We start from the raw sequence: 26072 nt of genomic DNA, 5'->3' as shown, positions 1-26072 counted from the left end.
AATTATACACTAATATGCCATTGCGTTAATACTTCCTCTACCTTCACCGGACGCTTTTCCTGCAAGGATAATCTTGCCGCATGAGCGATCAATTCGGCTTGATAACCGTCGTTCGCGCTGACCGGCACCGGCGTATCGTGAACGAGGGCGTTGATAAACGCCTTGACTTCCTTTACATAAGCTTCGTTGTACCGTTCCAGGAAGAAGTAAAGCGGCTTATCCCGGTACACGCCATCCGCAGTATAGAGCTCCGCGCTGCTCGGATAATCGTTCTGGATCGTCAGGCAGCCCTTCGAGCCGAACACCTCGACCCGCTGATCGTAGAAATGCGCCTGACGGCTGTTATCGATGACGCCCAGAGCACCGTTCTTGAACTTGAGCGAAATGATGGCCGTATCGATATCGCCGCACTCGGCAAACATCGGATCGACGAGAACCGCGCCCTGTACGAACACCTCTTCCACGTCGCTGCCGACCATAAACCGGGCGATATCGAAATCGTGAATCGTCATGTCGATGAACATGCCTCCGGAGGCGGGGATATACTCCTTATGCGGCGGCGCCGGGTCGCGGGAGGTGATTTTCAAAATATGCGTGTCGCCGATTTTCCCCTCCCGGACCAGCTCCTGAATCCGGCTCATATTATGGTCGAACCTGCGGTTGAAGCCGGTTTGGAACTTGACGCCCGATTTCTCGACCAGCTCCAGCGCTTGCACTGTCTTATCCAAGGCGAAGCTGATCGGCTTCTCGCAAAAAATGTGCTTCCCGGCCTTGGCCGCTTCTTCGATCATGGCAATGTGCGTATCCGTCGGCGAGCAGATGAAGACGGCTGCAATTTCCGGGTCCTGCATAATGTCCTTATAGTCAGCGGTAACATTGGCAATGCCGTTCTGTGCCGCCCAATCGCGGATATTGTCGGCGAAGATATCGGAAATCGTCTTGATTTCCACCTGCGGAAGCTGCTTCAAGTTTTCCGCATGAAGCTTGCCGATGCGGCCGGCGCCGATAATGCCTATTTTTATTCTCTCCATATCCATGTTCCTCTCTATAATGAAATGCCTCTTACTTCGTCAAGCTTTTCAAGAAATCGAGCTTCTTCTGCGCGTTTTCTTTGTTGATGACTTCCACGCCGCTGTCGATCCGCTTCTCCACATTCTCGCCTTTGATCGCTTTGACGGCATTTTCTACGCCTTTGTAGCCCATTTCATACGGGTTCTGCGCGACCGTGCCGCCCAATTTGTCGGCCAGAATCGATTCGATGGATTCCACTGTGCCGTCCGTGCCGAGAATCGGAATTTTCAGGCCTTTCGCTTCCGCCGCACGCAATGCACCGATCGCCATGTCGTCGTTGGCTGCAAAGACGCCCTTCAGATCCGGATGGTTCTGCAAAATATTTTCCATGACGGACATCGCCTTCGCTTTATCGCTGTCGGCCGGCTGGTTGGCGGCGATTTTCATCCCTTTCGCCTCCAGCGCTTCCTTCGCGCCCTTGATCCGCTCGTCGGTCGCCGGGTTGCCGAGCGCGCCCGCGATGAGCGCTACTTTATCGCCGGATTTCAGCAGCGAAGCCAAGTATTCTCCGCCCTTTTTCCCTGCTGTCGCGTTATCCGTGCCGATAAAGGCCGTTTTATCCGCCCAATCGGCCGTATCCGTATCGACGAGCAGCACAGGGATGTTTTTGTCTTTATACTTTTTCAGCACGGGAATCGCCGTGGAAGGCTGCGTCGGCGCCACGACCAAAGCGGCCGGCTTCTTGTTCAGCGCGTCCTCCAGCATGTTGACCTGCTCCAAAATTTGCGATTCCGAAGCCGGCCCGGTGACGGTCCCGTCTACGTTCAAATCCTGGAACGCTTTTTTCGCGCCCGCTTCGACGTATTTCCAGTAAGGACTGCTGAGCGTTTTCAGCACGACCTGCACCTTCGGCTTTTGGCCGGATCTTCCGCCTTTATCCCCTTTGTCCGACGCCGCCGGAGCCGAGCTGCCTCCGCCTTGACTTGCGCATCCCGCCACCACCGCAAGAGACAGAGCCAATACCACAGACACCAATGCGCTTTTTTTCATGAAAAGACCTCCCATTTTTTCTTATATCAAGCTTTTGGCGTTACAACTGTACCCGGCTGCCGGTTTCAAAGGCTTTCTTGGCCGCTACGGCGATCTCCAGCGCCTTTTTCCCGTCCTCTGCCGTGACTGACGGTTTCTGGCCGTTCAGCAAGCAATCGACAAAATGCTGCATTTCAAGCACATAAGCGCTTTCGAACCGGGTCGGAAAATCCGGCACAATGTCTTGGGAGCTGCCTTTAAACGTAAGTACAGAAATGTCGCGGTGCCTAAGCGAACCGATCAGCAGCGTTCCCTCGGTGCCGATCACTTCGCCGCGAATATCGTAGCCGTAGTAAGCGTTCCGGCTGCATTCGATATCGGCGGCCGCTCCGGAGTCGAACGTGGCGTAAGCGATCCCTTGATCCACGTCGCCGAATTCCTCCATAAAGCCGTGAACCAGCACGCTGCCGTGCGCTGCGACGGAGGTCACTTCGGCTTCCAGCAAAAATCTCGCCAAATCGTAATCGTGGATGCCCAGGTCGAGAAAGATGCCTCCGCTGTTTTTGATAAACTCGGCCGGCGGCGAGCCGGGGTCGCGCGATACGCCCTTGTAATAGATCGGCTTGCCGATATCGCCGCGCGCGATTCTTTTCTTCGCCTCGGCGTAGGCGGGGTCAAACCTTCTCATGAAACCGACCTGGCAAACGACCTTCGTTTCTTCGAGGACGCGGAGAACGTCCGACGCTTCCTGCAGATCGACCGTCAAAGGCTTTTCGACAAAAATGTGCTTGCCGTTGCGCGCCGCCTGCGTAATCATGTCGGCATGCGTGCTCGTCGGAGACGCGATAACGACCGCATCGATCGAGTCGTCCTCGAATACCTCGTTCAGGTTCCCCGTGTACCGGTCGACACCCAGCTCTCCGGCCACCTTGGCCGCATGAGCGGTTTGCGGATCGGCCACGCATACCAGCTTGGCTCCCTTCACCTTCGAGGCTACATTTTCCGCGTGCCAGTAGCCCAGTCTTCCAAGCCCCAGTACCGCGCAGCGAATCGGTTTTTCCATTGTGTTCTCTCCTTGTATGGGTTTCGGTGATATTCGAAAATAGGCCGCCAGTCGTCTATTTCTTGAAGGAGCGCTGGCGCAGCACGTCTACATAAACCGCCGCTACGATAACGAGACCGATGATCGCCATCTGAAAATCGGCGGAAACGTTCAGCAGATTCAAGCCGTTGCGGAGCACCGCGATAATCGTGGCGCCGATCAACGTGCCCCAGACCGTGCCGACGCCGCCGAAGAAGCTTGCGCCGCCGATGATCACCGCAGCGATCGCGTCCAGCTCGTAGCCCATTCCGGCCAGCGGAAACGCCGAGTTGACGCGTCCGACCATGACCAGCCCGGCCAAACCGGCCATCAGGCCGCTCAAGGTGTAGACGATGACGAGAATTTTATTCACGTTAATCCCGGACAGACGGGCCGTTTCCTTGTTCCCGCCGATCGCGTAGATGTAGCGTCCTGTCGAGGTACGATTCAAGAAAATATCGAAAAGAATATAAACGACGATAACGAGAATAAAGCTGAACGGCACGGGACCGACAAACTCGTTGCCTGCGAATTGAATCGGTGCGGCGAAGCCGGCAATCGGGGCCGCTCCGGTAATAATCAAGGCAATCCCGCGGGCGATATTCATCGTTCCCAGCGTGGAGATGAACGGGTGCGGCAGCTTCAGCTTCGTCAGCATGATGCCGTTCGTCCAACCGAGCAGCGCGCCGACGCCGAGACATACGACAATGCCAAGATACGGGTTAAGCCCGTGATTGACGGAGACAATCCCCATCATCATAATGGACAGCGCCAAAATCGAACCGACGGACAAATCGATCCCCGCCGTCAAAATCGGCAGCAGCATCCCGATCGCCAGCAGCGCGTTGATGGAGGATTGGCGCGCGATGTTCATCACGTTGTCCACGGTCAAGAAATTATCGCTTAGGATGGTCAAGACCGTACATAAAATAATCAAGCCGATCAATGCGCCGAATTTGCTTATAAAACCGTTGGACTTCGCTTTCCTTACTTCGCTTTTTTCAACGATGACAGCAGACATCTTAATTCCCCCTTGTCGCGGACTTCATGATTTTTTCCTGATCCGCCTGTTCCCTGAGCATGTCGTCGACGATCTGCCCTTCGTTCATGACCAGAATGCGGTCGCAAATGCCCAGTATCTCGGGCAGCTCCGACGAAATAATGATCACCACCGCACCGTCCTGCACCAATGAATTGATCAGCCGGTATACCTCCACCTTCGCGCCGACGTCAATCCCCCTTGTCGGTTCGTCGAAGATGAATACTTTGGCGTTCGTGCAGAGCCATTTCGCGATAACAACCTTCTGCTGATTGCCGCCGCTGAGCTTGCGCGCCTGTGCGGCAATATCTCCGGGACGCACCTGCAGCTCCTTCAAATAATCGATAGCAAGCGCTTTCATCTTGTCTTTGTGCAAAAACTTGTTTTTCTTCAACTTCTTCAGGTTGGCAATGGTGATATTGAATTCGAGCGTCTGATCGAGGATCAAGCCTTCGCCTTTGCGGTCCTCGGTAATAAAAGCGAGTCCCGCTTTGATCGCGTCCTCCGGACATTTGATCTTGACCTCTTTGCCGAACACGTACACCTTGCCCCGATCGACCGGATCGACCCCGAAGATGCCCCGGGCCAGCTCCGTCCTCCCGGCGCCGACAAGACCGGAAAAACCGAGAATTTGTCCTTGATACGCCGTGAAGCTGATCTCCTTGCTCGAGTTCTTTAGCCGCAGACCTTCGACCCGCAAGCCTTCTTCCCCGAGCTGGAAGTTCATTTTCGGATATTTCTCGTCCAGGCTCCGGCCGACCATCAGTTGGATCATCTTCTCGGTATCCGTCTCCGCCATGCTCAACGTTTCGATTTTCCGGCCGTCCCGCAAAATCGAGATCCGGTCGCCGATCCGCTTGTTTTCTTCCAGCTTGTGCGAGATGTAGACGATCGCAATTCCCTGCTTGCGCAGCTCCATCACCGTTGTCAGCAACTGTTCGATTTCCGATTCGCTTAGGCTGGAGGACGGTTCGTCCATAATGATCAGCTTCGCATTGATGGTTAACGCTTTCGCTATTTCGACCAACTGTTGCTGTCCGATGCCAAGCGTGGAAACTTTGGCGTCCGGGGAAATATCCTGCCCGAGCTGCTTCAAATATTCCTCGGCCTTGAGCCGCATCGTCTTGCGGTCCAGCAGCGAATATTTGCCGTTCTTCTTCAGCTCCCGGCCCAGAAAGATGTTCTCGTATACCGTCAGCTCGGGAATGAGGTTAAGCTCCTGGTAGATCGTGGCGATCCCGAGATTCATCGCGTCGACCGGACCGTTGATTTCCACCTTGTTCGACTCCCAGAAGATGTCGCCGGAATCCTTCGTATACGCGCCGGTCATAATCTTGATCAGCGTCGATTTGCCCGCCCCGTTCTCCCCCAGCAGGACATGCACCTCGCCCGGCCGGATGTCCAGATGAATCTCCTTCAACACCTGGTTGCCCGAAAAGCCTTTGTTGATTCCCCTCAGTTCCAATAAAGCATCGCGTTCTCCCATGTCGTAACCCCTTTCAAAAAGCAAAGCCTTTCTCCGTGTGTACCGCGAGGAATGAAAGTAAGCGCTTAATCAAAATCTAAAAAAAATAATCCGTTTTCCGCCATATAAGTCGCTTTACCATGACCTTGATAACGATCGTTTTTCCATGACTTTCCTTTATTTATCGGCATTGTCATTTGGAAGAGCTACCCCAATCGAGATAAATAAAGCGCTTTCCTTAATGCGATTATATCGAGGGTTTTGAGAAATTGCAATATGCTTCTGTGATTTTCTTTACACGTTTTTTTTGAAACGGAGCGGCTCCGCCATTGCCCAAAAAAAGCGAAGCCGCTTCCGCCTTAATAACGGGCGGTGACCATTTTTTTGCGCGTGTAGAATTCGACGCCGTCTTTGCCGTTGGCGTGCAGATCCCCGTAGAACGACTTTTTGTAGCCGGAGAACGGGAAGAAAGCCATCGGCGCAGGTACCCCTACGTTAATGCCGAGCATGCCGGCATCGATCGTTTCCCGGAACTGGCGCACGGCCTTGGCGCTGTCCGTGTACAGGCAGGCGCCGTTGGCAAATTCGGACTGATTGGCGATATCAATCGCTTCGGTCAAGCTGTCGGCGCGCACGATCTGCAGTACGGGTGCAAAAATTTCGTCGTTCCAGATCGTCATGCCCGGCTTCGCGTGGTCGAAGATCGTCGGCCCGACGAAATAGCCGTCTCCCGAAGCCGCTTCGCATTCGCGTCCGTCCAGCAGGAGCGCTGCGCCCTCTTCGCGTCCTTTTTCGATATAACCGACTGTTCTTTCTTTATGCGATTGGCGGATAACCGGGCCGAGGAAATTACCTTTCTCGATGCCGTTACCGATCGTTAATTGCTTGGCCGCCGCCACCAGACGCTCGGCCAGCGTGTCGGCGGTATCGCCTACGGCCACGACAACGGAGCAAGCCATGCACCGTTCGCCCGCCGAGCCGAAAGCCGCATTAATAATTTCTTTGACGGTCAGATCCATATCAGCATCCGGCAGCACGATGGAGTGGTTTTTCGCGCCGCCGAGCGCCTGCACCCGCTTGCCGTGAGCGGCCGCCGTCTTGTAGACGTATTCCGCCACCGGCTGCGAGCCGACGAAGGAAATCGCCGCTACGTCCTGATGCTCCAGCAGGCCGTTGACGACATCGTGCGCCCCATGGACGATGTTGAACACGCCGTCCGGCAGGCCCGCTTCCTGCAGCAATTCCGCCAAGCGGCACGCCAGAATCGGCGTTCTCTCCGACGGCTTCAGGACGAAGGTGTTGCCGCAAGCGATCGCCAGCGGGAACATCCAGCAAGGCACCATCATCGGGAAGTTGAACGGCGTAATTCCGCCGACGACGCCGATCGGATAACGGTACATGTTCGATTCCAGACCGGTCGCGATATCCGGCAGCACGCTGCCCATCATCAAGGTCGGCACGCCCGCTGCAAATTCGACGCATTCGATGCCCCGCTGCACTTCGCCGTAAGCTTCAGGGTAATTTTTGCCGTTCTCCAGCGTGACTAAGCGGGCCAGCTCATCCCAATGCTCCACGAGCAGCTGCTGGTATTTGAACATGATGCGCGCTCTTCTCGGCACCGGCACGCGGCTCCACTGCTTGAACGCTTCTTTCGCCGTCCGGACGGCTTGATCGAGATCGTCCCGCGAAGACAGCGGCACTCTCGCCAGCACTTCGCCGGTCGCCGGATTCGTCACGATATCTTCTTTGCCCGAAGTGGCATCCACCCATTGCCCGCCAATGTAATTTTGCAGAAGCTTTTCGTTCGACATGGTAGTTGTTCCCCTTTTCTTTGTGTTGTGTGGTTTAAAAGTACGGTGAATACAGACCGCTGCGCGTGCGGATCGTCCTTCCGATCGCTCTTGCCCCCGGATTCTTGGATTCTATAACTTCTTTATCGGTTAGAATCCGGGGACAAAGGCGACCGCTTTCGCTTCTTCAGGACGATTCCGCCCGCTCCGCTGTGATTCACCGTACTTTTAAATGCGGCTATTCGCCCGGTGCTCCTTGATCAAATTCTCAATCTGCTCGACGGTCGGCATTGCATCGGAGCAGCTGTGGCTGGAAACGACGATGGAAGCCGACGCGCTGCCGAACTCCTGGCATTTCTCGACAGGCCAGCCCTGCAGCAAGCCGTAAATGAACGCGCCCGCGAACGAATCTCCCGCACCGAACGTTTTGATCACTTGCTTCGCCGGGAAAATGCCGCCCCGGCTGCTGCCCCCGTCCTTCGTAAACACAATGGAGCCGTCTCCGCCATGCTTGACGACAACGATTTTCGCCTGACGCTCGAACCAGCGCTGCGCCGTGGCGAGATCGTCTTTCACTTCCGGCCCGGTGACGATTTCCATCACATCGAACTCTTCCCTGCCCGCAATAATGACATCGCACTGCTCCGCGACCAGATTGCAGTAAATGGCCGTCTCTTCCTTCGACTTCCACGTCCAGCGGCGGTAATCCACGTCGAAAATAATGACCACTTGGTGCTTGCGCGCATACTCAATCGCTTGAAAAACAGCTTCCCTGGACGGGCTTGACGCCAGCGCCGTGCCGGAGATCAAGATCGCCTTCGCCCGCTTGATGAAATCCTCCTGCACCTCGCCCGCTTCCAGCTTCAGATCGGCGACGTTGTCGCGGTACATCAGGATACTGCAATCGGTTGGCGACTTGATTTCGGTAAACGCCAGCCCCGTCACCGCGCCGGTATGATCGGTCACCACATTGCGCGTATCGATGTTTAGCTTGTGCAGGTAGCTCTTGATGAAACGGCCGAATTGATCGTCCGATACTTTGCCGATAAATCCCGTGCGCGCGCCTAATTTGGCTAACGCGATCGTAATGTTGGCGGGCGAGCCCCCCACATATTTCGTAAAGGTAAGCGTTTCCTCCATCGGCCGGTTAATCTCGTTGGCGTTCAGGTCAATGCACAGCCGGCCAAGCCCGATAAAATCCAGCTCCCGGTCCTGCTGAAACGTGATATGGTTCATCTCTCGGCGCACCTCCATCGTATGCGATTGGAAAATTTATTTTTTCGCGTTTGTCATCAGCCATTCGTGCGCCGGATCGTTATAAAAGCGCCAGGTGCGCACCGGACCCGCCATCACGTTCAAATAGTACACATCATACCCCGGCGGCGCGGATACGGGATGGAAGCCCTTGGGCACCAGCACGGCGTCCCCGTTTTTCACGATCATCGTTTCATCCAGCTCTCCGTCGAGCGTGTAGACCCGTTGAACGGCAAAGCCTTCGGCCGGGTTAATTTTGTGGTAATACGTTTCTTCCAGATACGATTCGTTCGGCAAATTGTCCTGATCATGCTTATGCGGCGGGTAGCTGGACCAATGCCCGTTCGGCGTAAACACCTCGACCACCAGCAGGCTATCTGCAGGCGACTGCTCGGGCAAAATGTTATGGATATGTCGCTCGATATTCCCGTAGCCTCTCTTTTCCACTCCGACCTGCTCGGGAGCAATGAGTCTCGCCGGATGACTGCCATAGCCCGGCGCCGCACATACGGCCAGCTCCAGCTCCGTCGTCGCCGTTACTTCGAAGAAGTCGCCGTTCGGGACATAGACGCTGTACGGAGGGATTTGTTCAAAGACGCTCATGCGCTGCCCGATGTTGTCCAGCTTAAGCTCGGAGGTCGCCACATTCGCCTTGCCCGACAACAGCACCAGACATACCTCTTGATCGCCCGTTTCCTTCTTTAAGCGCTGGCCCTGGCTCAACCGGTACACTTCGAAGCCGACATATGTCCAGCCCGCCGATTCCGGCGTAATCGTGAGTACGTTCCCTTGCTCGTCCGCCGTTTTGCGGCTCGGCACAATAAGATCCGCCATCTGAAACCATTCCCCTTCCCCGTTATCCGGATATATTGGTCGTTAAATTGCTGACGATCGCAGCAATGTAGTCCTTCGACTTCCGCGCGTATTCGACCGGGTTGGCCACGGACGGGTCCTGCTCCGCTTCGATGATCATCCAGCCGTCGTAACCGCGGGCGAACAATTCCCGGAAAATCGGCGCAAAATCGATGCAGCCGTCCCCCGGCACCGTGTAGACGCCCTGAATCACCGCCGATTGGAACGGTATATTCTCACGCCTTACCCGGTCGAGCACGTCCTGACGTACGTCTTTCAAATGTACATATGCGATCCGGTCGGCGTACCGCTGCAGCAGCGCAAGCGGGTCGGCGCCGCCGTAGTAGGCGTGGCCCGTATCGTACAGCATATGAACCAGCTCCGGGTCAGTGGTGGCCATCAAGCGGTCGATTTCCTCCGGGCGCTCGACATTCGTGCCGATGTGGTAGTGGTACACCAGCTTCATGCCATGCTCGCGGCAAATTTCACCGGCTTGATGCAAGCCGTCCACCATATGATTCCATTCCTCGTCGGTAAAAGGAATCACGTTCCGGTCCGCAGGAGACCGCCTCGGGTCGCCGATGATCGATCCGCCGAGCTCACACGTGACGACATGCTTGCTGCCCATTTTTTGCAGAAATTGCACATGCTTGCGGTAAGCCTCCAGCTCCGCTTCCCGATAGCTCGGGTCCGAAAAAAGCACGCCCTTCCACTGCGAAGTGAGCAGGATTCCTTTCTCCGCCAAAGCTTCCCGCAGTACGTCCGGATCTTTCGGGAATTTGCGGCAATTCTCCGTTGCGGCGAAGCCGAGAGCCGAGAAATCGGTTAACAGATCTTCAAACGTATAGTGATCCCCTAGCTCAAGCACATCTTCATTTACCCAGTTAATCGGGGAAATTCCCAGCTTCAAGCGATCGATGTTCATATGCAGGCCCCTTCATAATAAAAGTTAAATTTCCTTCACGACTTCAAGCTTTTGCCGCATCGTATCGTAGGCTTGATGCACCTTCCCGCTCTCCGATACTTCCGCTACGCCGACGCGCCACCACGACTCGTAGCCGTCTGTGTTCGTGCCCGGGAGCACCTTGATTTCGATCAAGGTGGATACGGTTTGCTCCTTGGCGCTCTTTAAGGCTTCCTTCAGCTCGTCAATCGTGCGCACCGAGTACGTCTTGACGCCAAGCGCCCGCGCATAGAGCGAGAAGTCGATCGGCACGTAGTCTCCTGTCAGCCTGTTCGTGTCGGCGGAGCGGTACCGGAATTCGTTGCCGAAGCCTTGGCTGCCGTGTCCGCGCTGGAGATTATGAATGCACTGATAGCCGTGGTTATCCAGAAGCAGCACGTTGATTTTCCGCCCTTCCTGGATGCTGGTCAGCAGCTCGGAATGAAGCATCAGGAAGCTGCCGTCGCCGACGAACGCATACACCTCGCGCCCGGGATCGGCCAGCTTCACCCCAAACGCTCCCGACACCTCATAGCCCATGCACGAAAAGCCGTATTCCATATGGTACGTGTTCGGATGGTCGCATCTCCACAGCCGGTGAAGGTCGCCGGGCAGGCTGCCAGCGGCGCATACGACCACGTCGTTCGGATCGAGCGATGCGTTGATTTCGCCGATGACTCTCGTCTGCGACAGACCGTCCGGCAGCTCCATAGCGTACAAGCGGTCGACCTCTTGGTCCCAAGCCCGCTTCTCCGTCTCCAGCTCGTCGGCGGCGTAGGCGCTTTCATAGCCGGCCTGCCCCAAGGCATCCTGCAAGGAGGTAAGCGCTTCCTTCGCATCGGCGACTGCCATGAGCGCGTTCAGCTTCATCGCGTCGAAGGAGCTGACGTTAATGTTCAGGAACGATACATCTGGATGCTGGAATGCGCTCTTGGATGCGGTCGGAAAATCGGCCAGACGCGTTCCCACGGAAATGATCAGATCGGCTTCCTTCGCCAGCCGGTTCGCGGCAAGCGATCCGGTTACGCCGATGGCGCCCATATACAGCGGGTGATTCCACGGCATTGCGCTTTTTCCGGCTTGCGTCTCCGTCACCGGAATTTGGAACGTTTCCGCGAAGGCGATTAGCTCCTTCACCGCCAGCGAGTAATGCACACCGCCTCCGGCGATGATCAGCGGCCGTTTCTTGCCGCGAATCGCTTGTACCGCCCGGCCCAACGCACTCTGAGACAAGGTGCGCCGCTCGATGTAATGGACCCGCTTCGCGAAAAATTCAGCCGGGTAGTCGTACGCCTCGCACTGCACGTCCTGCGGAAGCGACAGCGTCACCGCGCCCGTATCGACGGGATCGGTCAGCACGCGCATCGCGTTCAAGGCCGCCGTGATCAACTGCTCGGGCCGGGAAATGCGGTCCCAATATTTGCTGACCGGCTTGAACGCATCGTTCGCCGAAATCGTATAGTCCGTCGGATCTTCGATTTGCTGAAGCACAGGGTCCGGCTGTCGGCAAGCGAAAATATCTCCGGGCAGAAACAGCACCGGAATGCGGTTCACCGTCGCGGTCCCCGCCGCCGTTACCATGTTCAAGGCGCCGGGACCGATGGAAGAGGTACACGCGAATATTTCAAGCCGGTTTTTCTGCTTCGCATAAGCCATGGCCGCATGCGCCATGCCTTGCTCGTTTTTGCCTTGGATGAACTGGAGCGCGCCTTTGTCCTGCTCCAGCGCCTCGCCTAGCCCCGTGACGTTCCCGTGCCCGAAAATCCCCATGACGCCTTTGACGAATTTGCGTTCTTCCCCGTCAATCTGGATGTACTGGTTATCCAAAAATTTAAGCAATGCCTGCGCCATCGTTAAACGAATCGTTTTCATACAGGTCCTCCCTTTTTATGAGTATGCGCTTACCCAATATTCATGAGTAAAGAACACCAATTCTCAAAAAAACGTTTTCAATTTTTCAGCGATTCCTTTCAAGTAACATCCTTTATTCGGCGAATTTAGGATTTTACGTTACGTAATAATAACCGTTTCGTCAAAAAAAACCGCTTACATTCCAGCAAAAAGCTTCGAGCATCCTACTTAAAACAAAAGACTGTTTATTTCAAACTTAGAGTAAGCGCTTTACCTTGCGTGTGTGATTATTATAACTCACGTTTTCCTTCGTTGGCAATAATCAATTTAAAATGTGTGACGAAAGTCCCTATAATTTGAATCGTTGAACCGTCCCCTGCAGCTCTTCGGCCATGGTCGTCAACAGCGAGGTATTCGCTGACAGCTCCTGCACTGAAGCCAATTGCTGTTCGGTCGCCGCCGACACATGCTGGGTCCCAGCCGCCATCGTCTCGGATAAGGAGGCGATCGATTCCATTGACCGGACGATCTCGGCAGCCCCGGCAGACAACCGGCTGGCATCGGCGGACACGGCTTGTACCTGCTGCGTCGCCTCATCGACTAACTGCTTGATCCCTTCGAATATGCGTCCCGCAGCGCCGGCCACCCGGATTCCGTCCGCCACCTCATGGGACGCCGCAGCAACCGAGCCGACGACGTGCTCCGTCTCCGCTTGAATATTATGCACCAGCGCCGCGACTTGTTTGGCGGACTGCCCGGTCTGTTCGGCCAGCTTGCGGACTTCCGCCGCAACGACCGCAAAGCCCCGCCCGTGCGTGCCTGCTCTTGCCGCTTCCACGGCCGCATTCAATGCCAGTAAATTGGTCTGCGTGGCGATATCCGATATCACTTTGTTCAACTGTCCGATTTCGGCGGAACGCCGGCTCATTTTTCCAATGACCTGATCCAAGTTGTTTATCGTTGTCTGGAGCGAATCCATCTGGCGGATAACGATCCCGATCTCCTTGTCGCCGGCCAATGCCTTATCCAACGCAAGCTCGGATAACGAACCTGCCTGCCCGCCGTTATCGGCAATGCGCCGAATCCCCTCCAGCATGTCGCCGATCGACTCCCTGCTTCTCTCTACGGACTGCACCTGCTTCTCCGAGCCGTCCGCAAGCTGCTGCATAATTTCCGTAATATGCTCGGCGGCCGTCCCCGTTTGTTCCGAGCTCGACCGCAGCTCCCTGGAAATCCCTACGACCTGGCCCGAGCTATCGTCGATTTGCCGGACCAGCTGCCGCAGGCTGTCGGCCATTCGGTGAAAGGAATTCGCCAAATCCCCGATTTCATCCTGCCGCCGGACACGCACATCTTGGACTCCGAGATTCCCCTCGGCGATCCAATCGGCCGCCTTGCTGAGGGCTACGAGCGGTCTTGACAAGTATCGCGCAAAAGCAAAGCCGATGAGGACAGCCGCGGCAAAATTGCCAAGACTCACCCATAGGGTGAACATCGTTATATTGCGGACGAGACTCCGGTTCGCCTCCATCTCTGCGGCCATCGTCCGGTCCTGCCGGTCGGACAAATCCTGCGCGAACTTCGTAATGACCGCCCCCAACGGAACAATGCCGGTTCTCGCTTCCTGGCGCGCATATTCGGCATCTTTGCCGGCCAACTGAAATACTTGTTCCGCTTTCGCGCGGTACTGCCGGTTCAGCTCCATGATGTAGCCAAGCTTTTCTTCCTCGCCGGAATCGGCGAGCAGCGCCTTGGACTGCGTCAGCTCCTTCTCGATCAGCTCGTTAGCCTGGTTCAGCTCGGATATATAAGCGGAATCCTGCGTCAAAAGGTACGTATTCAGGCTGCCGTTCTGCACAGCCGTATGAAACTTGATCTGGCCCGCGATCGCCTTCAGCTCTCCCTGCCTCTCGATCAAATCAGCATACGACCGGTTCATTTGCTGCAGCGAGCTGTAAAACAAAGCGCTTGAGATACCGGAAATGACCGCCAAAGCCAAAAAACCGCCCGCCAACTTTTTACCGATGCTCATTCTCACCCGGATGCCCCCCATTTTGTCATTGTGCTGGAACTTCTTTTTTCTTGAAAGCGTTTACCGTTTTTTCGTTGCTTTTCTGAGGCTGGCTGGATATAATTAAACTCAACCAGGTGGTTAAGCGCTTTATTAATTTTAAAATAACGGATTCCCCCGCGATTTTCAATCCTTTTGTGCAAGTCTTATTATTGTCTCAACATTCCCGCGTGATGAAGGAGCGACCTGTTATGACGACGAATGAACCGACTCAATTCGAAATGTTCCGCGATCCGTTCAAAATGCTGATCGTGCTGCTGAACCTTGTCGCCGAGCAGCAAGGCATGGAGTTGGACTATGAGAAAGTGCCCTCGTTTGAGAACGAGACGTTTTTGATCCGCCATGCGAATGACGGCGACATCTCAGACGAACGGATTCCTAATTTTATTTACAAAAAGGACGGGACCGAAATTACCTGGTATCAATATTTAGGCCGGGATATTTACTGCAGCAAGGACTTGTCCCGCGAGGAGTACAACAAGATGTTCGTCGACTGCATGGCATCGCTGTATCAATTGAACGGATAATTTTGTGGACTGGAGGCTGGCGCTCTGAACTAACGTGCGTCAGCTTGTTTGTTTTGCCAGGGGCCCGCCTTTTCCCTCTTCTCTTATTGCGCCGGTCTGCGCCAACATCCCAGTAAGCAAAAATATCCCCGCCACCATTAGCAGCGGAGAACAAAAAACGTATCTCTATATCACTGAAGCGTTAAAAACATCGGCCGCAACGGAAGCAACCGCAGCCAAAACAGCGGAAACAGCCGCAACCAAAGCAGCGGAAACAGCCGAAGCAGCCGCAACCGAAACAGGTGAAGAAGCATAGACGAGCTTCACTAGGTCGGCCTTGAAAGTGAAGTGGTACCGGCGGGCCTGCTTGAAAATCGGAAACGCTCAATCTCTGAAGCTCTCTTTTGAAATCGTCCATGTTTTTAGCCTCCGTTTTATAGCCTCGATAGATCACACTTTACTTTATGAATTGGAATCCGCTCTTGTTACGGTTGGCAAGCTCTTTTCATCCTTTACACTCCGTTTATTTTCGATTTAAAAATCTCCCTTATGCTAAGCAGCATCACAGACCGCAGCTAAAGGAGAAATCACCATGACGAACGAAAAAACGAATGTGACTCTGGTCATCGTCGGCCTGCTGCTTGGCATGCTGATCAGCGCGCTCGATCAGACGATTATGGCGACGGCGATGCCTAGCGTTGTGCAAGAATTAGGCGGGTTGTCTTTGTACAGCTGGATTTTCTCGATCTACATGCTGACGTCGACCGCCAGCATGCCCATTTACGGCAAGCTTGCCGACTTGTACGGCAGGAAAAAGCTCTATATTGCCGGCATGACGCTGTTTATGCTCGGCTCGGTGCTTTGCAGCTTATCGGGGGGCATGACGGAATTGATCGTTTTCCGGGGGTTGCAAGGGCTTGGGGCCGGGGCGCTGATGCCGCTCGCCGTGACGATTATCGGCGATCTTGTGCCGCTGGAGAAGCGGGGCAGAATGCAGGGAATGTTCGCGGGCGTCATGACGCTGGCAAGCGTCATCGGCCCTGCCATCGGCGGAATGTTCGTGGAATATTTGAGCTGGCAGTGGGTGTTTTATATTAACCTCCCCATCGGCCTTGCCGCGATCCTCATTCTCATCCCGGCTTTGCAGGAAACCAAAAACCAGGGCAAGCCGTCCATCGACTGGTTCGGCGCGCTAACGATGTGCGGGTCGGTCGTCGCGATTCTGCTTGCTCTCGTCTTGGGCGGAGGGGAATCCGGCCTCGGCTCCGGGCAGCATAATTCCTGGAGTTCGCCTCAGGTTGTAGGTCTGTTCCTGCTCGGGGCTGTGCTGCTCGCATTGTTCCTGTGGATCGAAACGAAAGCGAAAGAACCGATCATTCCTTTGCCGCTATTCCGCAACCGTATCATTTCCGTCACCTCTATCGTCGCTTTCCTGATGAGTGCCGGCATGTTCGGCGCGGTGACTTATATTCGCTGTACGTCCAGGGCGTCATCGGGGTAAGCCCTTTACTTGCCGGCTACATTTTGACTCCATTAATGCTGGCGGTCGCCGCTGCCGTGACGCTCGGCGGACGTCTGATGCACCGATTCGCTTACCGCACGTTCAACGTGCTCGGCATGGTGCTGATGGGACTCGGCTTCGGCCTGTTTGCCACGATGGATGCGGACACGACGAAGCTGCAGGTCATTGTCTATATGATCGTCGCGGGGTTCGGGATCGGGCTGATTATCCCGACGCTCAACACTTCGGTCATCGGCGCGATCGGCAGAGAACGGCGCGGTACTGCCACGTCGCTGGTGCAGTTTTTCCGGTCGATCGGCGGAACGATCGGAGTCAGCGTCTTGGGCGTCCTGATGACCGGCCGGATGACTTCCGGCATGTCGGGATTGGGCGAGCGTTTCGCTTCCCTCCCTGCGGATCAACTCGCCAAGTTCGCCGATCCGCAGGCGCTGCTCGATCCGGCAGTCCGCACGCTGCTTCCGGCCGATCTGCTCGCCGAGCTGCAGAACGTGTTCACCCACGCGGTCGACGGCGTTTTCCTTGCAGGAACGGTCATCGCGGCCATCGGGCTCGTCGCCGCGCTCTTGATGGGCAATGCGAGAATGATCCAACCGGCCGCTCCCCCTGCAGCCTCGACAGCCGCCGACGCGAAACGAACGTAAGCGCGTTTGAACCGTGCAGCATGTCGCCGCGTCTGCTGTATAATAGAGGCAAGATTCGAAAAGGAGGCTGCGGTTCCCATGGCTAAAATTCTCGTCGTGGACGACGATCCCCATATCCGCAGGCTGGTCAAGATGATCATGCGGGGCGAAGGCTTCGAGGTGCTCGAAGCCGCCGACGGCGCCAAAGCGATGCGAACGCTCGAAGCGGCAAAAGCGGACCTGGTCATTCTGGACATCATGATGCCGGGGATGGACGGCTGGGAGCTGTGCCGCGAGCTGCGGGAGCATTACGACCTTCCCCTGCTCATGCTTACCGCTCTGGGGGATACGGAGCAAAAAGTGAAGGGCTTCGAGCTCGGAACCGACGACTATCTCGTCAAGCCGTTTGAGTCCCGCGAGCTCGTCGCCCGAGTGAAGGCGCTGCTCAAGCGGTACCGGATCGCCGCTTCCCAGATCGTGCAGGTCGGACGGGTGCAGCTGAACCAAAAAGCGTATGAAGTGACAGAGGACGGCATCGGGCAGACCTTGCCGCTCAAGGAGTTCGAGCTGCTGTTCCGGCTGGCGAGCTATCCGGGACAGACGTTCTCGCGGGAGCAGCTCATCGAGCTCATCTGGGGCTGCAATTTCGAAGGCAACGAACGGACGGTCGACGTGCATGTGAACCGGCTGCGGGATCGTTTTCCCCCGGAGCGCTGCGGATTCCGCATCCGTACGCTCCGCGGGCTCGGCTACCGGCTGGAGGTGCTGCCATGATGCTCTGGCCGAAAGCGTGGCGGGTCGCCGCATTCGCGCTCTCCATCGTATTTTTCTGGAGCATCGGCTTCGCGGTCGCTTCGGGGCTGGAGAGCAGCTATGCCAAGCGGCATAGCTGGGAACGCATGCTCGATAGCGGCGCGGCGACCATAGCGCTTATGGCGAAGGACCCGGCCCGGGCAGACGATTTGCTGCGCCAGCTCGCCCTGCTTCTTCCAGCGCGCGTCGTGCTGGTGGAGGCGGACGGAAGGCATATCGCCTACGGCGAGCAGGCTGAGCCGTTCTCCGGGGAGATTGGCCGGGAGGCTGCGTCGAACGTATTCAACGGCGGTACGCTTCGTTCTTTCGAACGGTCGAGCCTGCTCGGTCCCGGCGAAGCGACGACGGGGCAGCTGTTTGCGGCGAACGGCCGGGAGGCGGCTTTGTTTATCCGCACGGAGACGCCGTCGCCGCTCCGTCACTACGGCTGGCAGCTCTTCGCGCTGCTCGTCGGCGGTCTGCTGCAGATGGCGGCTTTGCTCGCCTTCATCCGCCTCGGCCAGACGTCGCGCCGGGAATTTTTCCACCTTATGGTCGGTACCCTGAACCGGATGGCTAAAGGGGATTTCAATATCAAGCTGGACGCGGACCCGAAACGGATCGGCCCGTACGAGCCGCTGGCGTCCGGTATTAACCGGATGGCCGGCGAGCTCGGTCAGATGGAGCGAATGCGGCAGGAGTTTATTGCCAACGTCTCCCACGAAATCCAGTCGCCGCTGACGTCGATCAGCGGTTTCTCGCGCGAGCTTCAGAACGATAACGTCAGCAAGGAAGAGCGAATAGAAATACTGGGGATTATCGAGACGGAAAGCAGGCGGCTATCCAAGCTGAGCGACAACTTGCTCAAGCTGACGTCGCTCGAATCCGACCATCATCCGTTCGAACCGAAGCGCTACCGGCTGGACAATCAGCTGCGGAAGATCGTTCTTGCCTGCGAGCCGCAGTGGGTCGCGAAACATCTGGAGATGGACGTCGAATTGGACCACGTCACCGTAACAGCCGACGAAGACACCTTGAGCCAGGTGTGGCTCAACTTGCTGAGCAACGGTATCAAATTTGCCCCGGAAGGCGGCGTGATTGCTATCCGGCTGCAGCAGTTGGAAGACCGCGCCGTAGTTACCGTCCGGGACAACGGCTGCGGCATCGCCGAGGAGGATCTTCCTTTCGTCTTCGACCGGTTTTTCAAAGCCGACAAATCGCGCAGCCGCTCGAGCGGAGGCAGCGGACTCGGATTATCCATCGTCAAAAAGATCGTCGATATGCATCAAGGCACGATAACCGTGCACAGCGAACCGGAGAAAGGGACAGCCTTCACCGTCTCGCTGCCACTCTCCTAGAGCCGGTGTCGAAAAAAGAGATGATTTGTCTGAAAAACAGCAGGGGCGGAGCTGTCTTTTCGCCGCTCGCTATCACAAACGTATCCCCATAACGGGTAGGAACGTACCATGTTTCGTGCGGCGACGTCAAAAGCTTAAAAGCCACGCTTCCGCTTCCCCGGCGCTGCCGAATACCCTGAAATCATTTCCTTTGTTGGCTTCGGCCAGCAGCTCTTTAAATCTCCCCTTCACAACCTGTTCGTTCGTGATGATAAGGGCTGCCTTTACGCGATAGTTTATGAATTTTTGCAGCATTTCTCCTGCCAAGCCCGTTTTAAGATTGAAGAAATCGTCGGACAGCGCCTCCGCGTGAAGCACTAACAGATTGGTGTCATGTTCAAAACATCTTGCAATAAGATCCAACGCATCTTGTCTTGTGCTCAGCGGCGTTTCGGCAGAAGTGTATTCCACGTATTTTTTCGTGCCTCTTTCGATAATTTGAACGTTCATTTGATTTTCCTCCTTCTCTATGGGAATACGCAATTCGCTGCGCAGCTTTTGAATCCATTCCCATTCGCGCTTGTAGAAATCGATTAAATTGTCGTAGATCATATCCCATAAGCAGATCTCCCTGTCGGTTCTCCCGGGAGAAAACGGGCCTCTGAGCTTTTGTTCCTGCTGCAATAAAATCTGCGTCCGGACTTCCTCTTCATATTTTGTGAGCAGGGCGTTCAATTCGTCAGTGTTTAGCTGATCGGCCCAAGCAAGCTGAATCAGAAACGATTTCTTCAAATCCGGTGGTTCGGGCGTGGAAATCACCCAATTCTTCAGCTCGGCCAACCCTTCTTCCGTGATCGTATAAATCTTCTTTGAGGGCGAGCTTTCCTGATGCTGAACTTCGCAGGTCGCGAAGCCTTCGTCCAGCAGCTGCACCAGCGATTTGTAAATCTGATTGTTGTTGGCCGACCAGTACATGAAGGGGGATTCCTGAATGATTTTTTTCAAATCATAGCCCGTGACAGATTTCCAGCTTAAAATCCCCAAAATCGCGTGCGTAATGGACATGGCAGTTGCTCCTTGATCAGTATCATATGTTAACAGTAACATATGATAATCAATATTTCAACATTCGATGTGGAATGAATCTGCCACTCCGGTATCAAGCAAAACAAAAAGCCCTTCATTTCGAGGGCTTTGCAACATATCTGTATTCGTTTGTTGTTTACGACAATCCGTTTCCTTAAAAAAGTTCTCGCAAATAGTCTCTTCGGCCATGCAGAATCCGGTGGATGATGACTTCGTTATTTATGATTCTGTAGAAAACCAAATATGGCGAAACGACAATAAAACGATACCCTCGCTGTATTAACGTATAGTCATCCTCTGACAATACAGACCCCATATGGGGAAAATCAGCAAGGCCCCCGATTTCACGGCTCAACTTCTCCAGCATCTTTTCAGCGTTTTGCCAGTTATCTTGGGTTATATACGAAAAAATTTCATCCAGATCATCTACCGCTGCCGGTGTATATCTCACTCTACTCTTTGGAGGCATTCACTTTCCTCCGCAGGTTTGCCATCACTTGATCATGATCCGGCAGTTCAGCACCTTCGGCAACTTGCTTCTCGGCAACCAGAAGCTTGGTCTGCAATTTGATACGGGCCTCCATACGGCGGAAAGCTTCATGGCTCATAACCACCAAATCGGCTTCTCCATTGCGTGTCAGCACAACGGGTTCATCAATCTCATGGCAAAATTTCGAAAACCCGTTGTAATCCTGACGAATGCTCGTAGACGGCTTTATATGCATCGTTTCACGCCCTTTCCCATATCATTAATCTGACTATATTGTATCATTATTATTGTATCCAAGTCATCCCGTTTTAGTGCGTAGTGCGCTCTCCGACTGACAACTTACCGGATAAAGACTCACTCGAAAACAACCCTTGTCGTATGATCATCGGCATTGGCGTTAACGATATCCATCAATCCGATCCCCGCAGCCTGCATTAAAATATGAGCGGCTTTGTCCAGCCCCATTGCCTCATGAAAATATTTTCTCGCTTGATCAGTCTCGTCTAGAGCCTCGCACATCCTTCGAGCGGCCTGGAGCCGTCGATGCTCTTCATAAATTTCAACGCAAGCCTTGATGATGATTTTCTGTTGTTCCGTATCCTTGCGAAGTATCGAATGTAAAGCTACCGCCGCGTGCTTAAAGCCGTCACTCACCCCGCTGGCATACATTTTTTCATTTTCGTCCTCCTTCCTCTCCGCTTCCCAAACCATATGGATGGTCCTGAAAATCTTTCAGCAGTTTTCTCAGTGCTTTACTCATCGTTTCCTCCTTCGGGGCTAAGCTACATTTGTCGGATTAAATACATTACATACTAGCCATTTTGATCAACTTGTGGTTATAATGCATAACAAAATTATCATTAAGTCAATTATAACAGTCAACTTTTTGATCATTTTCGTTAACTTTGATATCATGAAGACAAAGGGAGGGAGAAAGGTTTGATCATCAATAAGTTAAGCGAAATCATGGGGCGTAAACGTCTGAAGATATCCGACGTAGTGGATGGTACGGGCCTTGCCCGTAATACGGTGACCGAACTTTATCATGGGCGCGCAAAAAGAATTGACCTTGAGACATTAGACAAGCTCTGCTCATATTTAGATGTTAGTGTCGGTGAGATATTCGAGCATGAAGACCAAAGAAAAGAGTCCCTGCCTGCGGATTAAGTGGGCTGGGACTCTTTCTCATACAAACATGCGATCAACAGCTTATACTTCTTCTGGTCTAGCATGGGAAATTTCCGTCGTCATCAGCCCGCTCGCTTTCATTCAACTCAAAAGCAACATATTTCCGAAGTACCGTATGTAAAGCTATTGCTGCATACTTAAAGCCATGACTCATTCCGTCTGCGGACATCTTTCCACTTTCATCTTCCCGCATTTTTGACTCGGTACTCCAGTAAGTTTGAAGATCGTGTAAATCTTCGAGTAACCGATTTAGTTCATCGACCATAGCATCCTCCCATGATTAAGGCCTGCCAAGCCAATTGATAAGCTGGTGCGGTACTTTTACGATACTTCCCCAACCAAAGTAGCATACCCCCAAAATGAGAACATTTTGTTCTCATTTTATGCGCGGGAGTGCGGAATTTTCCGCAGCCTGCTCAATGTTCAATCCATTCATAAAGATCTTCCATTTTGCAACCCAACAACTTGGATGCGGTATACAAATCCTCCGGCAGCATAACGCGTGTATCGTTGCAAAAATGCGAAATAACTCGTTTGGATCGACCGGAACGGCGAGAATATTCAGCTTGGGATAATCCCAATTTGTCCAGCCAGTCCGGGAGCAAGCATCTCCCTCGGGAGTATGCCACTGAAACCCGGGTCTCCTTCCATCAAGAATGAACACTACTAAAATTATAGCATTAAAATGGGAGTTCGTGTTTTACCTTCCAGCCAACACTTCTCCACTCCAATCGAAGACCATCGGCGGTCCGTTCTCTTTAGGATTCCATCCTTGTTCGATGGCCTGAGAAATCATCGTCGCGACTTCCTTCGGCGTTACAATTTTCAAGTTCAAGCCGTCCACATATGGAAACCGCGCCCAATAATCATTTATATCTGATTCAATATGGACATGAAGCTCCCGCCCTTTTTCCTGCCCGTGTTCCGCAATTAAGGCAATATGTCCTTTTGAAGCTGCGGAGATAATCCACCGATATGGTTCGTTTCCTACAACGATTTTCCGGGACCCTTTGTTTCTTAACGTCACCTGTTCACCCCCACTCACCTAAACCCTAATTCATCGATAAGAAAATCACCTTGTTCGATTTTCATCGTTTGCTTCTCTTGGGCAAAGTCCCATCCCTGCTCAATGGCATATTGAATCAAGCTGGCGCACGTATGCGGCCGATGCAGGTTGATATACCAATTGCCTTTCCACGAAAAGCGAACTTCGAAAAAGGAAGTTTTCGAAGAATACACTCTAAAGCCGACATCTTCATTACGGGGAAATGGGTTAATCACACAATGAAACAAACAACCGTTTACCGTAATCTTTTTCGTGTCTTTGCCAAACGATTTCACGAATCCCTCACCCCTATCACACAAAAAGGCCGCTCTCCCGGCAGCCTTTTTGTTCACTCCAACCTCTAAATTAAAAACTGCATATCTTTCACCTATGCAAGGGTTATCTCAGAAAACGGCTAAAAATCAGTCAATAATATGAATTCCCGGTATTACCATTAATAGCGACCGTACTTCACTCAAAGGCAAGCCGCTTTCCTTGGCCAGCACACTGGCATCACCAAACGTAGCGACACATTCCCGATCCTCATCCGTATAAATATCCAAAATCAGGCCGATCTTTTTCGGCCATGATTGTGAGTTCATAAAATCCCGTGCTTCCGCCGGATTAGATAAGCAAAAGCATGGCCATTTGGGAATACGAATCCTCTTCATGTCACAATTTAACAAACGGCACTCGTGCATTCGAGCAGATGAAAAATCACACTCGGATACGGATGATCGGTTTATGTCATCCCAGTCACCAAAATCGCAGCCCAAATAATTGCCCATAAACCTGACACGCGAGAAATGTGCGCCCTGAAAGTAAAAGTCCTTCAAAGCTCGCTTCTGATGGAAAATCCCTCCGTGCATCCTCAGTCCGACAAAAGTCAGGCCTTTGCCATCAGCCTCCGAAATTACGGTGCAATCGTGCATCTCCAGGTTCGGCCCCAAAATACTTACCCGATTTCGCTCAAGCTCAATCGTTTGGCTTGAAAGCACTTGAATATTCATTTTCTCACCTTTGTCCTCGAACCGCTAAATTAATACAACCGCTTCGTGTAGCTCTCCTGCAGCATTTGATCGACTTGATCCGCCGTAAGCTCTATTTTGCCCTTCACATGAGCGGCGATAATCTGCGCAGGGGACGGGCGGTCGCCCTCCGGCAGCCAGGAGTCCGGCTTCCACAGCCCGGACCGCTTGAACGCTTTGGCACAGTGCATGTAGCACTCCTCCACCTCGACGCCGATGCCGATCAGCGGCTCGCGTCCGTTCACGGCGGTCAGCTTGAGCAGCTCCGGGTCGCGGGTGACAACGGCTTTGCCGTTCACGCGGAACGTTTCTTCCAAGCCGGGGATGATGAAAATCAGGCCGATATGCGGATTGGCGATAATGTTATGAATGGTGTCCATCCGGCGGTTCCCGGGGCGCTCCGGGATGAACAAATGCCGGTCGTCCAGCACATGCACGAACCCCGGAGCATCGCCGCGCGGCGAGACGTCGCAATGTCCCTCGGCGTCGCCCGTCGCGACAGCGACAAACGGCGCCTTGGCAATAAACGCTTTGCCGTGAGCATCAAGCGCGTGGATGACTTTGTCCCTCACCAGTTGGCTCGGCGCTCCTCCCAAGACCGGAAGCAAGGCTTCCAACTGCTCTTCCGTTGTGATTCGCTCCCGAAATACATGCTCCATACCGATCACCCTCGTTTCCAGAAATGTAAGCTCATTGTAACACGTTCCGGCAAGCGGGGGCGAACCTTCCATGATACTCAGCCGGTCGTAAAACCGACCCGGGACGATTTTTGATCGGAATGCCACAGCTGGGTGCGGCCTTTGCCAAGCTCCGTATTCATCTCGCGCACAAGCTGCTCCACATCGACGGTATGCTCGTAATGCTTACGCAGCGCCGCCGACACATACAGCTCGCCGAGCTGCGCGAAGGTGAATCCTTCCGTCGCTCTCGCCGCCACCGCGACCGCTTCGTCGTCGAGAAGCTCGTGCAGCCGCTTCAACAGCAAATAGCTGCGGCGCTGCTCTTCATCCGGCAGCTTGATTTCGTAGGCCCGGTCGAAACGGCCCGCACGGTTCATCAGCGCCGGGTCGATTTTCTCCGGATAGTTCGTCGTCCCGATCAGGAAAATGCCTTCCTTCGAGGTCGCCCCGTCAAGCGTGTTCAGAAAATAAGACCGCGCCGACTCCGGCATGGAATCGATATCTTCGATCACGAGCACCATCGGGGCCATGCGGACAGCCGCTTCGAACACCTCCTGGATCGAGTCGCTGGTTGTGTACTCGGTAATGTGCCAATAAGCGACCGGCGCGTCCACACTGCCCGCGATCGATTTGACTAGAGTCGTTTTGCCGTTGCCCGGCTTGCCGTACAGCAGAATGCCCCGTTTGTAGGGGAGGCCGTACGTTTGGAAAAAGTGCCGGTCCTGCGCGAAAAACTCGTCGATGGAACGATAAATTTCCGTTTTCACGCCTTCGTTCATCACCACTTCGTCACGCTTTACGCCGCGCGTCAACGATTCGCGTTCGCGATCCAGCCCGTCGCGGGTATCCTTGAATACGGTCACCTGCTCCCGGTCGTACTGCCGCTGTCGACGGGACATGTCCTTCAAGAATTCGGCCAGGCCCGCGTCGGATTCGGCCCATATGAAATCCTCGCAGGAAATGCCATGCTGCCGGAACATCGGTACCCGCGCCATGGCCACCCGGAATCGGGGGTAAACAAACACGTTGTTGCGCAGCGACGGGAACATGCGCGGGCCTTCCCCTTCCATCGCGTCTCCGAACGTGAACGTGCGAGCCTCCACCGTATCGAAGACGGCGCAAAGCCGCTCGACCTCGGGATTGTCCGCCTGGATGTCGCGCTCCAATTGATCCCAAAGATCTTGCCCGTAATCTTCTTGAACATATAGCTGAAAACGGGCCCGGTACTGCCCCTCCAATCGGGCTTGGATCGACTGAATGACGAAGGCGTAATCGCCGTATTCGACGATATCGAGACCTGGTATGCCGTCGCCGGAAGCGGTAATGATCGGCTGCGGATGATTTGCTTTTTCATTTATTTTAATAACAGAACTCATAGTAGAACTATTTCCT

At 54.2% G+C, this 26072-nt stretch carries 29 protein-coding genes; 6 read left to right on the top strand and 23 right to left on the bottom strand.

Annotation, left to right across the window (positions count from 1 at the left end):
• Window positions 1–2: 2 nt before the first annotated feature.
• The 11 genes from iolG (KQX66_RS05955) to KQX66_RS05905 all read right to left on the bottom strand — a co-directional run bounded on the left by iolG (KQX66_RS05955) (window position 3) and on the right by KQX66_RS05905 (window position 14347).
• Window positions 3–1031 (bottom strand): inositol 2-dehydrogenase, encoded by a 1029-nt coding sequence (iolG, locus tag KQX66_RS05955; RefSeq protein WP_216790896.1) that lies wholly within the window; start codon window positions 1029–1031, stop codon window positions 3–5.
• A 31-nt stretch (window positions 1032–1062) separates the two neighbouring features.
• Complete coding sequence (locus KQX66_RS05950) at window positions 1063–2061, bottom strand: sugar ABC transporter substrate-binding protein (protein WP_216790894.1); 999 nt, start codon at window positions 2059–2061, stop codon at window positions 1063–1065.
• A gap of 40 nt (window positions 2062–2101) precedes the next feature.
• On the bottom strand, window positions 2102–3103 hold the full coding sequence (gene iolG / locus KQX66_RS05945; protein WP_216790892.1) for an inositol 2-dehydrogenase: 1002 nt from the start codon (window positions 3101–3103) through the stop codon (window positions 2102–2104).
• Between the two features lie 55 nt (window positions 3104–3158).
• Entirely contained in the window at window positions 3159–4142 is a 984-nt protein-coding gene (locus KQX66_RS05940; RefSeq protein WP_216790889.1) for an ABC transporter permease, read from the bottom strand.
• A 1-nt stretch (window position 4143) separates the two neighbouring features.
• A complete protein-coding gene (locus KQX66_RS05935; RefSeq protein ID WP_216790887.1) occupies window positions 4144–5646 on the bottom strand; it encodes a sugar ABC transporter ATP-binding protein in 1503 nt (500 codons plus the stop codon).
• Window positions 5647–5984: 338 nt separating this feature from the next.
• Window positions 5985–7436, bottom strand: coding sequence for a CoA-acylating methylmalonate-semialdehyde dehydrogenase (locus KQX66_RS05930; protein WP_216790885.1), 1452 nt, complete (start codon window positions 7434–7436; stop codon window positions 5985–5987).
• A 207-nt stretch (window positions 7437–7643) separates the two neighbouring features.
• Entirely contained in the window at window positions 7644–8651 is a 1008-nt protein-coding gene (iolC, locus tag KQX66_RS05925) for a 5-dehydro-2-deoxygluconokinase (protein WP_216790883.1), read from the bottom strand.
• 36 nt (window positions 8652–8687) lie between these two features.
• A complete protein-coding gene (iolB, locus tag KQX66_RS05920; RefSeq protein ID WP_216790881.1) occupies window positions 8688–9503 on the bottom strand; it encodes a 5-deoxy-glucuronate isomerase in 816 nt (271 codons plus the stop codon).
• A gap of 22 nt (window positions 9504–9525) precedes the next feature.
• A complete protein-coding gene (gene iolE / locus KQX66_RS05915) occupies window positions 9526–10446 on the bottom strand; it encodes a myo-inosose-2 dehydratase (RefSeq protein WP_216790879.1) in 921 nt (306 codons plus the stop codon).
• A 24-nt stretch (window positions 10447–10470) separates the two neighbouring features.
• Window positions 10471–12336, bottom strand: a complete 1866-nt coding sequence (gene iolD / locus KQX66_RS05910; protein WP_216790877.1) for a 3D-(3,5/4)-trihydroxycyclohexane-1,2-dione acylhydrolase (decyclizing) — start codon at window positions 12334–12336, stop codon at window positions 10471–10473.
• A gap of 328 nt (window positions 12337–12664) precedes the next feature.
• Window positions 12665–14347 (bottom strand): methyl-accepting chemotaxis protein, encoded by a 1683-nt coding sequence (locus tag KQX66_RS05905; protein WP_253956971.1) that lies wholly within the window; start codon window positions 14345–14347, stop codon window positions 12665–12667.
• 230 nt (window positions 14348–14577) lie between these two features.
• Between KQX66_RS05905 and KQX66_RS05900 the strand changes: the two genes are divergently transcribed.
• Entirely contained in the window at window positions 14578–14913 is a 336-nt protein-coding gene (locus tag KQX66_RS05900; RefSeq protein ID WP_216790873.1) for a hypothetical protein, read from the top strand.
• A 181-nt stretch (window positions 14914–15094) separates the two neighbouring features.
• Here the strand turns inward: KQX66_RS05900 and KQX66_RS38790 are convergent, their stop codons facing one another.
• Window positions 15095–15310 carry a hypothetical protein gene (locus tag KQX66_RS38790; protein ID WP_498046841.1) on the bottom strand — a complete coding sequence of 72 codons (216 nt, stop codon included), beginning with the start codon at window positions 15308–15310 and terminating at the stop codon, window positions 15095–15097.
• 174 nt (window positions 15311–15484) lie between these two features.
• Between KQX66_RS38790 and KQX66_RS37285 the strand changes: the two genes are divergently transcribed.
• The 4 genes from KQX66_RS37285 to KQX66_RS37275 all read left to right on the top strand — a co-directional run bounded on the left by KQX66_RS37285 (window position 15485) and on the right by KQX66_RS37275 (window position 19184).
• A complete protein-coding gene (locus KQX66_RS37285; RefSeq protein WP_253956955.1) occupies window positions 15485–16393 on the top strand; it encodes an MFS transporter in 909 nt (302 codons plus the stop codon).
• A gap of 23 nt (window positions 16394–16416) precedes the next feature.
• On the top strand, window positions 16417–17055 hold the full coding sequence (locus KQX66_RS37280; protein ID WP_253956954.1) for an MFS transporter: 639 nt from the start codon (window positions 16417–16419) through the stop codon (window positions 17053–17055).
• A gap of 78 nt (window positions 17056–17133) precedes the next feature.
• On the top strand, window positions 17134–17808 hold the full coding sequence (locus KQX66_RS05885) for a response regulator transcription factor (protein WP_216790868.1): 675 nt from the start codon (window positions 17134–17136) through the stop codon (window positions 17806–17808).
• A complete protein-coding gene (locus tag KQX66_RS37275; protein ID WP_253956953.1) occupies window positions 17805–19184 on the top strand; it encodes a sensor histidine kinase in 1380 nt (459 codons plus the stop codon). Before KQX66_RS05885 ends, KQX66_RS37275 begins: the two co-directional genes overlap by 4 nt.
• Window positions 19185–19310: 126 nt before the next feature.
• Here the strand turns inward: KQX66_RS37275 and KQX66_RS05875 are convergent, their stop codons facing one another.
• From KQX66_RS05875 to KQX66_RS05860, 4 genes are all read right to left on the bottom strand, one after another.
• Window positions 19311–20228, bottom strand: a complete 918-nt coding sequence (locus KQX66_RS05875; protein WP_216790866.1) for a PadR family transcriptional regulator — start codon at window positions 20226–20228, stop codon at window positions 19311–19313.
• Between the two features lie 175 nt (window positions 20229–20403).
• Entirely contained in the window at window positions 20404–20718 is a 315-nt protein-coding gene (locus KQX66_RS05870; protein ID WP_216790864.1) for a type II toxin-antitoxin system RelE/ParE family toxin, read from the bottom strand.
• The gene (locus KQX66_RS05865; protein ID WP_216790861.1) at window positions 20702–20974 is read right to left on the bottom strand and encodes a type II toxin-antitoxin system Phd/YefM family antitoxin; all 273 of its coding nucleotides are present in this window, start codon (window positions 20972–20974) and stop codon (window positions 20702–20704) included. Before KQX66_RS05865 ends, KQX66_RS05870 begins: the two co-directional genes overlap by 17 nt.
• Before the next feature lie 119 nt (window positions 20975–21093).
• Window positions 21094–21450 carry a hypothetical protein gene (locus tag KQX66_RS05860; RefSeq protein WP_216790859.1) on the bottom strand — a complete coding sequence of 119 codons (357 nt, stop codon included), beginning with the start codon at window positions 21448–21450 and terminating at the stop codon, window positions 21094–21096.
• Window positions 21451–21678: 228 nt separating this feature from the next.
• On the opposite strand from KQX66_RS05860, the gene KQX66_RS05855 reads away from it, so the two are divergent.
• Window positions 21679–21906 carry a helix-turn-helix domain-containing protein gene (locus tag KQX66_RS05855; RefSeq protein ID WP_216790857.1) on the top strand — a complete coding sequence of 76 codons (228 nt, stop codon included), beginning with the start codon at window positions 21679–21681 and terminating at the stop codon, window positions 21904–21906.
• 58 nt (window positions 21907–21964) lie between these two features.
• On the opposite strand, the gene KQX66_RS05850 is transcribed toward KQX66_RS05855, so the two are convergent.
• The 7 genes from KQX66_RS05850 to KQX66_RS05820 form a co-directional block, all read right to left on the bottom strand.
• The gene (locus KQX66_RS05850; RefSeq protein WP_216790855.1) at window positions 21965–22192 is read right to left on the bottom strand and encodes a hypothetical protein; all 228 of its coding nucleotides are present in this window, start codon (window positions 22190–22192) and stop codon (window positions 21965–21967) included.
• 151 nt (window positions 22193–22343) lie between these two features.
• Window positions 22344–22556 carry a helix-turn-helix domain-containing protein gene (locus KQX66_RS38195; RefSeq protein WP_368858146.1) on the bottom strand — a complete coding sequence of 71 codons (213 nt, stop codon included), beginning with the start codon at window positions 22554–22556 and terminating at the stop codon, window positions 22344–22346.
• A gap of 71 nt (window positions 22557–22627) precedes the next feature.
• Window positions 22628–22954, bottom strand: coding sequence for a hypothetical protein (locus tag KQX66_RS05840; RefSeq protein WP_216790851.1), 327 nt, complete (start codon window positions 22952–22954; stop codon window positions 22628–22630).
• A 14-nt stretch (window positions 22955–22968) separates the two neighbouring features.
• On the bottom strand, window positions 22969–23268 hold the full coding sequence (locus KQX66_RS05835) for a hypothetical protein (RefSeq protein WP_216790849.1): 300 nt from the start codon (window positions 23266–23268) through the stop codon (window positions 22969–22971).
• Window positions 23269–23394: 126 nt separating this feature from the next.
• On the bottom strand, window positions 23395–23982 hold the full coding sequence (locus tag KQX66_RS05830; RefSeq protein WP_216790847.1) for a pentapeptide repeat-containing protein: 588 nt from the start codon (window positions 23980–23982) through the stop codon (window positions 23395–23397).
• A 29-nt stretch (window positions 23983–24011) separates the two neighbouring features.
• Window positions 24012–24659, bottom strand: a complete 648-nt coding sequence (locus tag KQX66_RS05825) for a pyridoxamine 5'-phosphate oxidase family protein (RefSeq protein WP_216790845.1) — start codon at window positions 24657–24659, stop codon at window positions 24012–24014.
• A 77-nt stretch (window positions 24660–24736) separates the two neighbouring features.
• Window positions 24737–26056, bottom strand: a complete 1320-nt coding sequence (locus KQX66_RS05820; protein ID WP_216790843.1) for an AAA family ATPase — start codon at window positions 26054–26056, stop codon at window positions 24737–24739.
• Window positions 26057–26072: the final 16 nt, after the last annotated feature.

Source organism: Paenibacillus oleatilyticus (assembly GCF_018998565.1).
Taxonomy (GTDB): Bacteria; Bacillota; Bacilli; order Paenibacillales; family NBRC-103111; genus Paenibacillus_G; species Paenibacillus_G oleatilyticus.
Note: the sequence above shows the minus strand (reverse complement) of the source record. Positions and strands in the feature narration are given on the sequence as shown.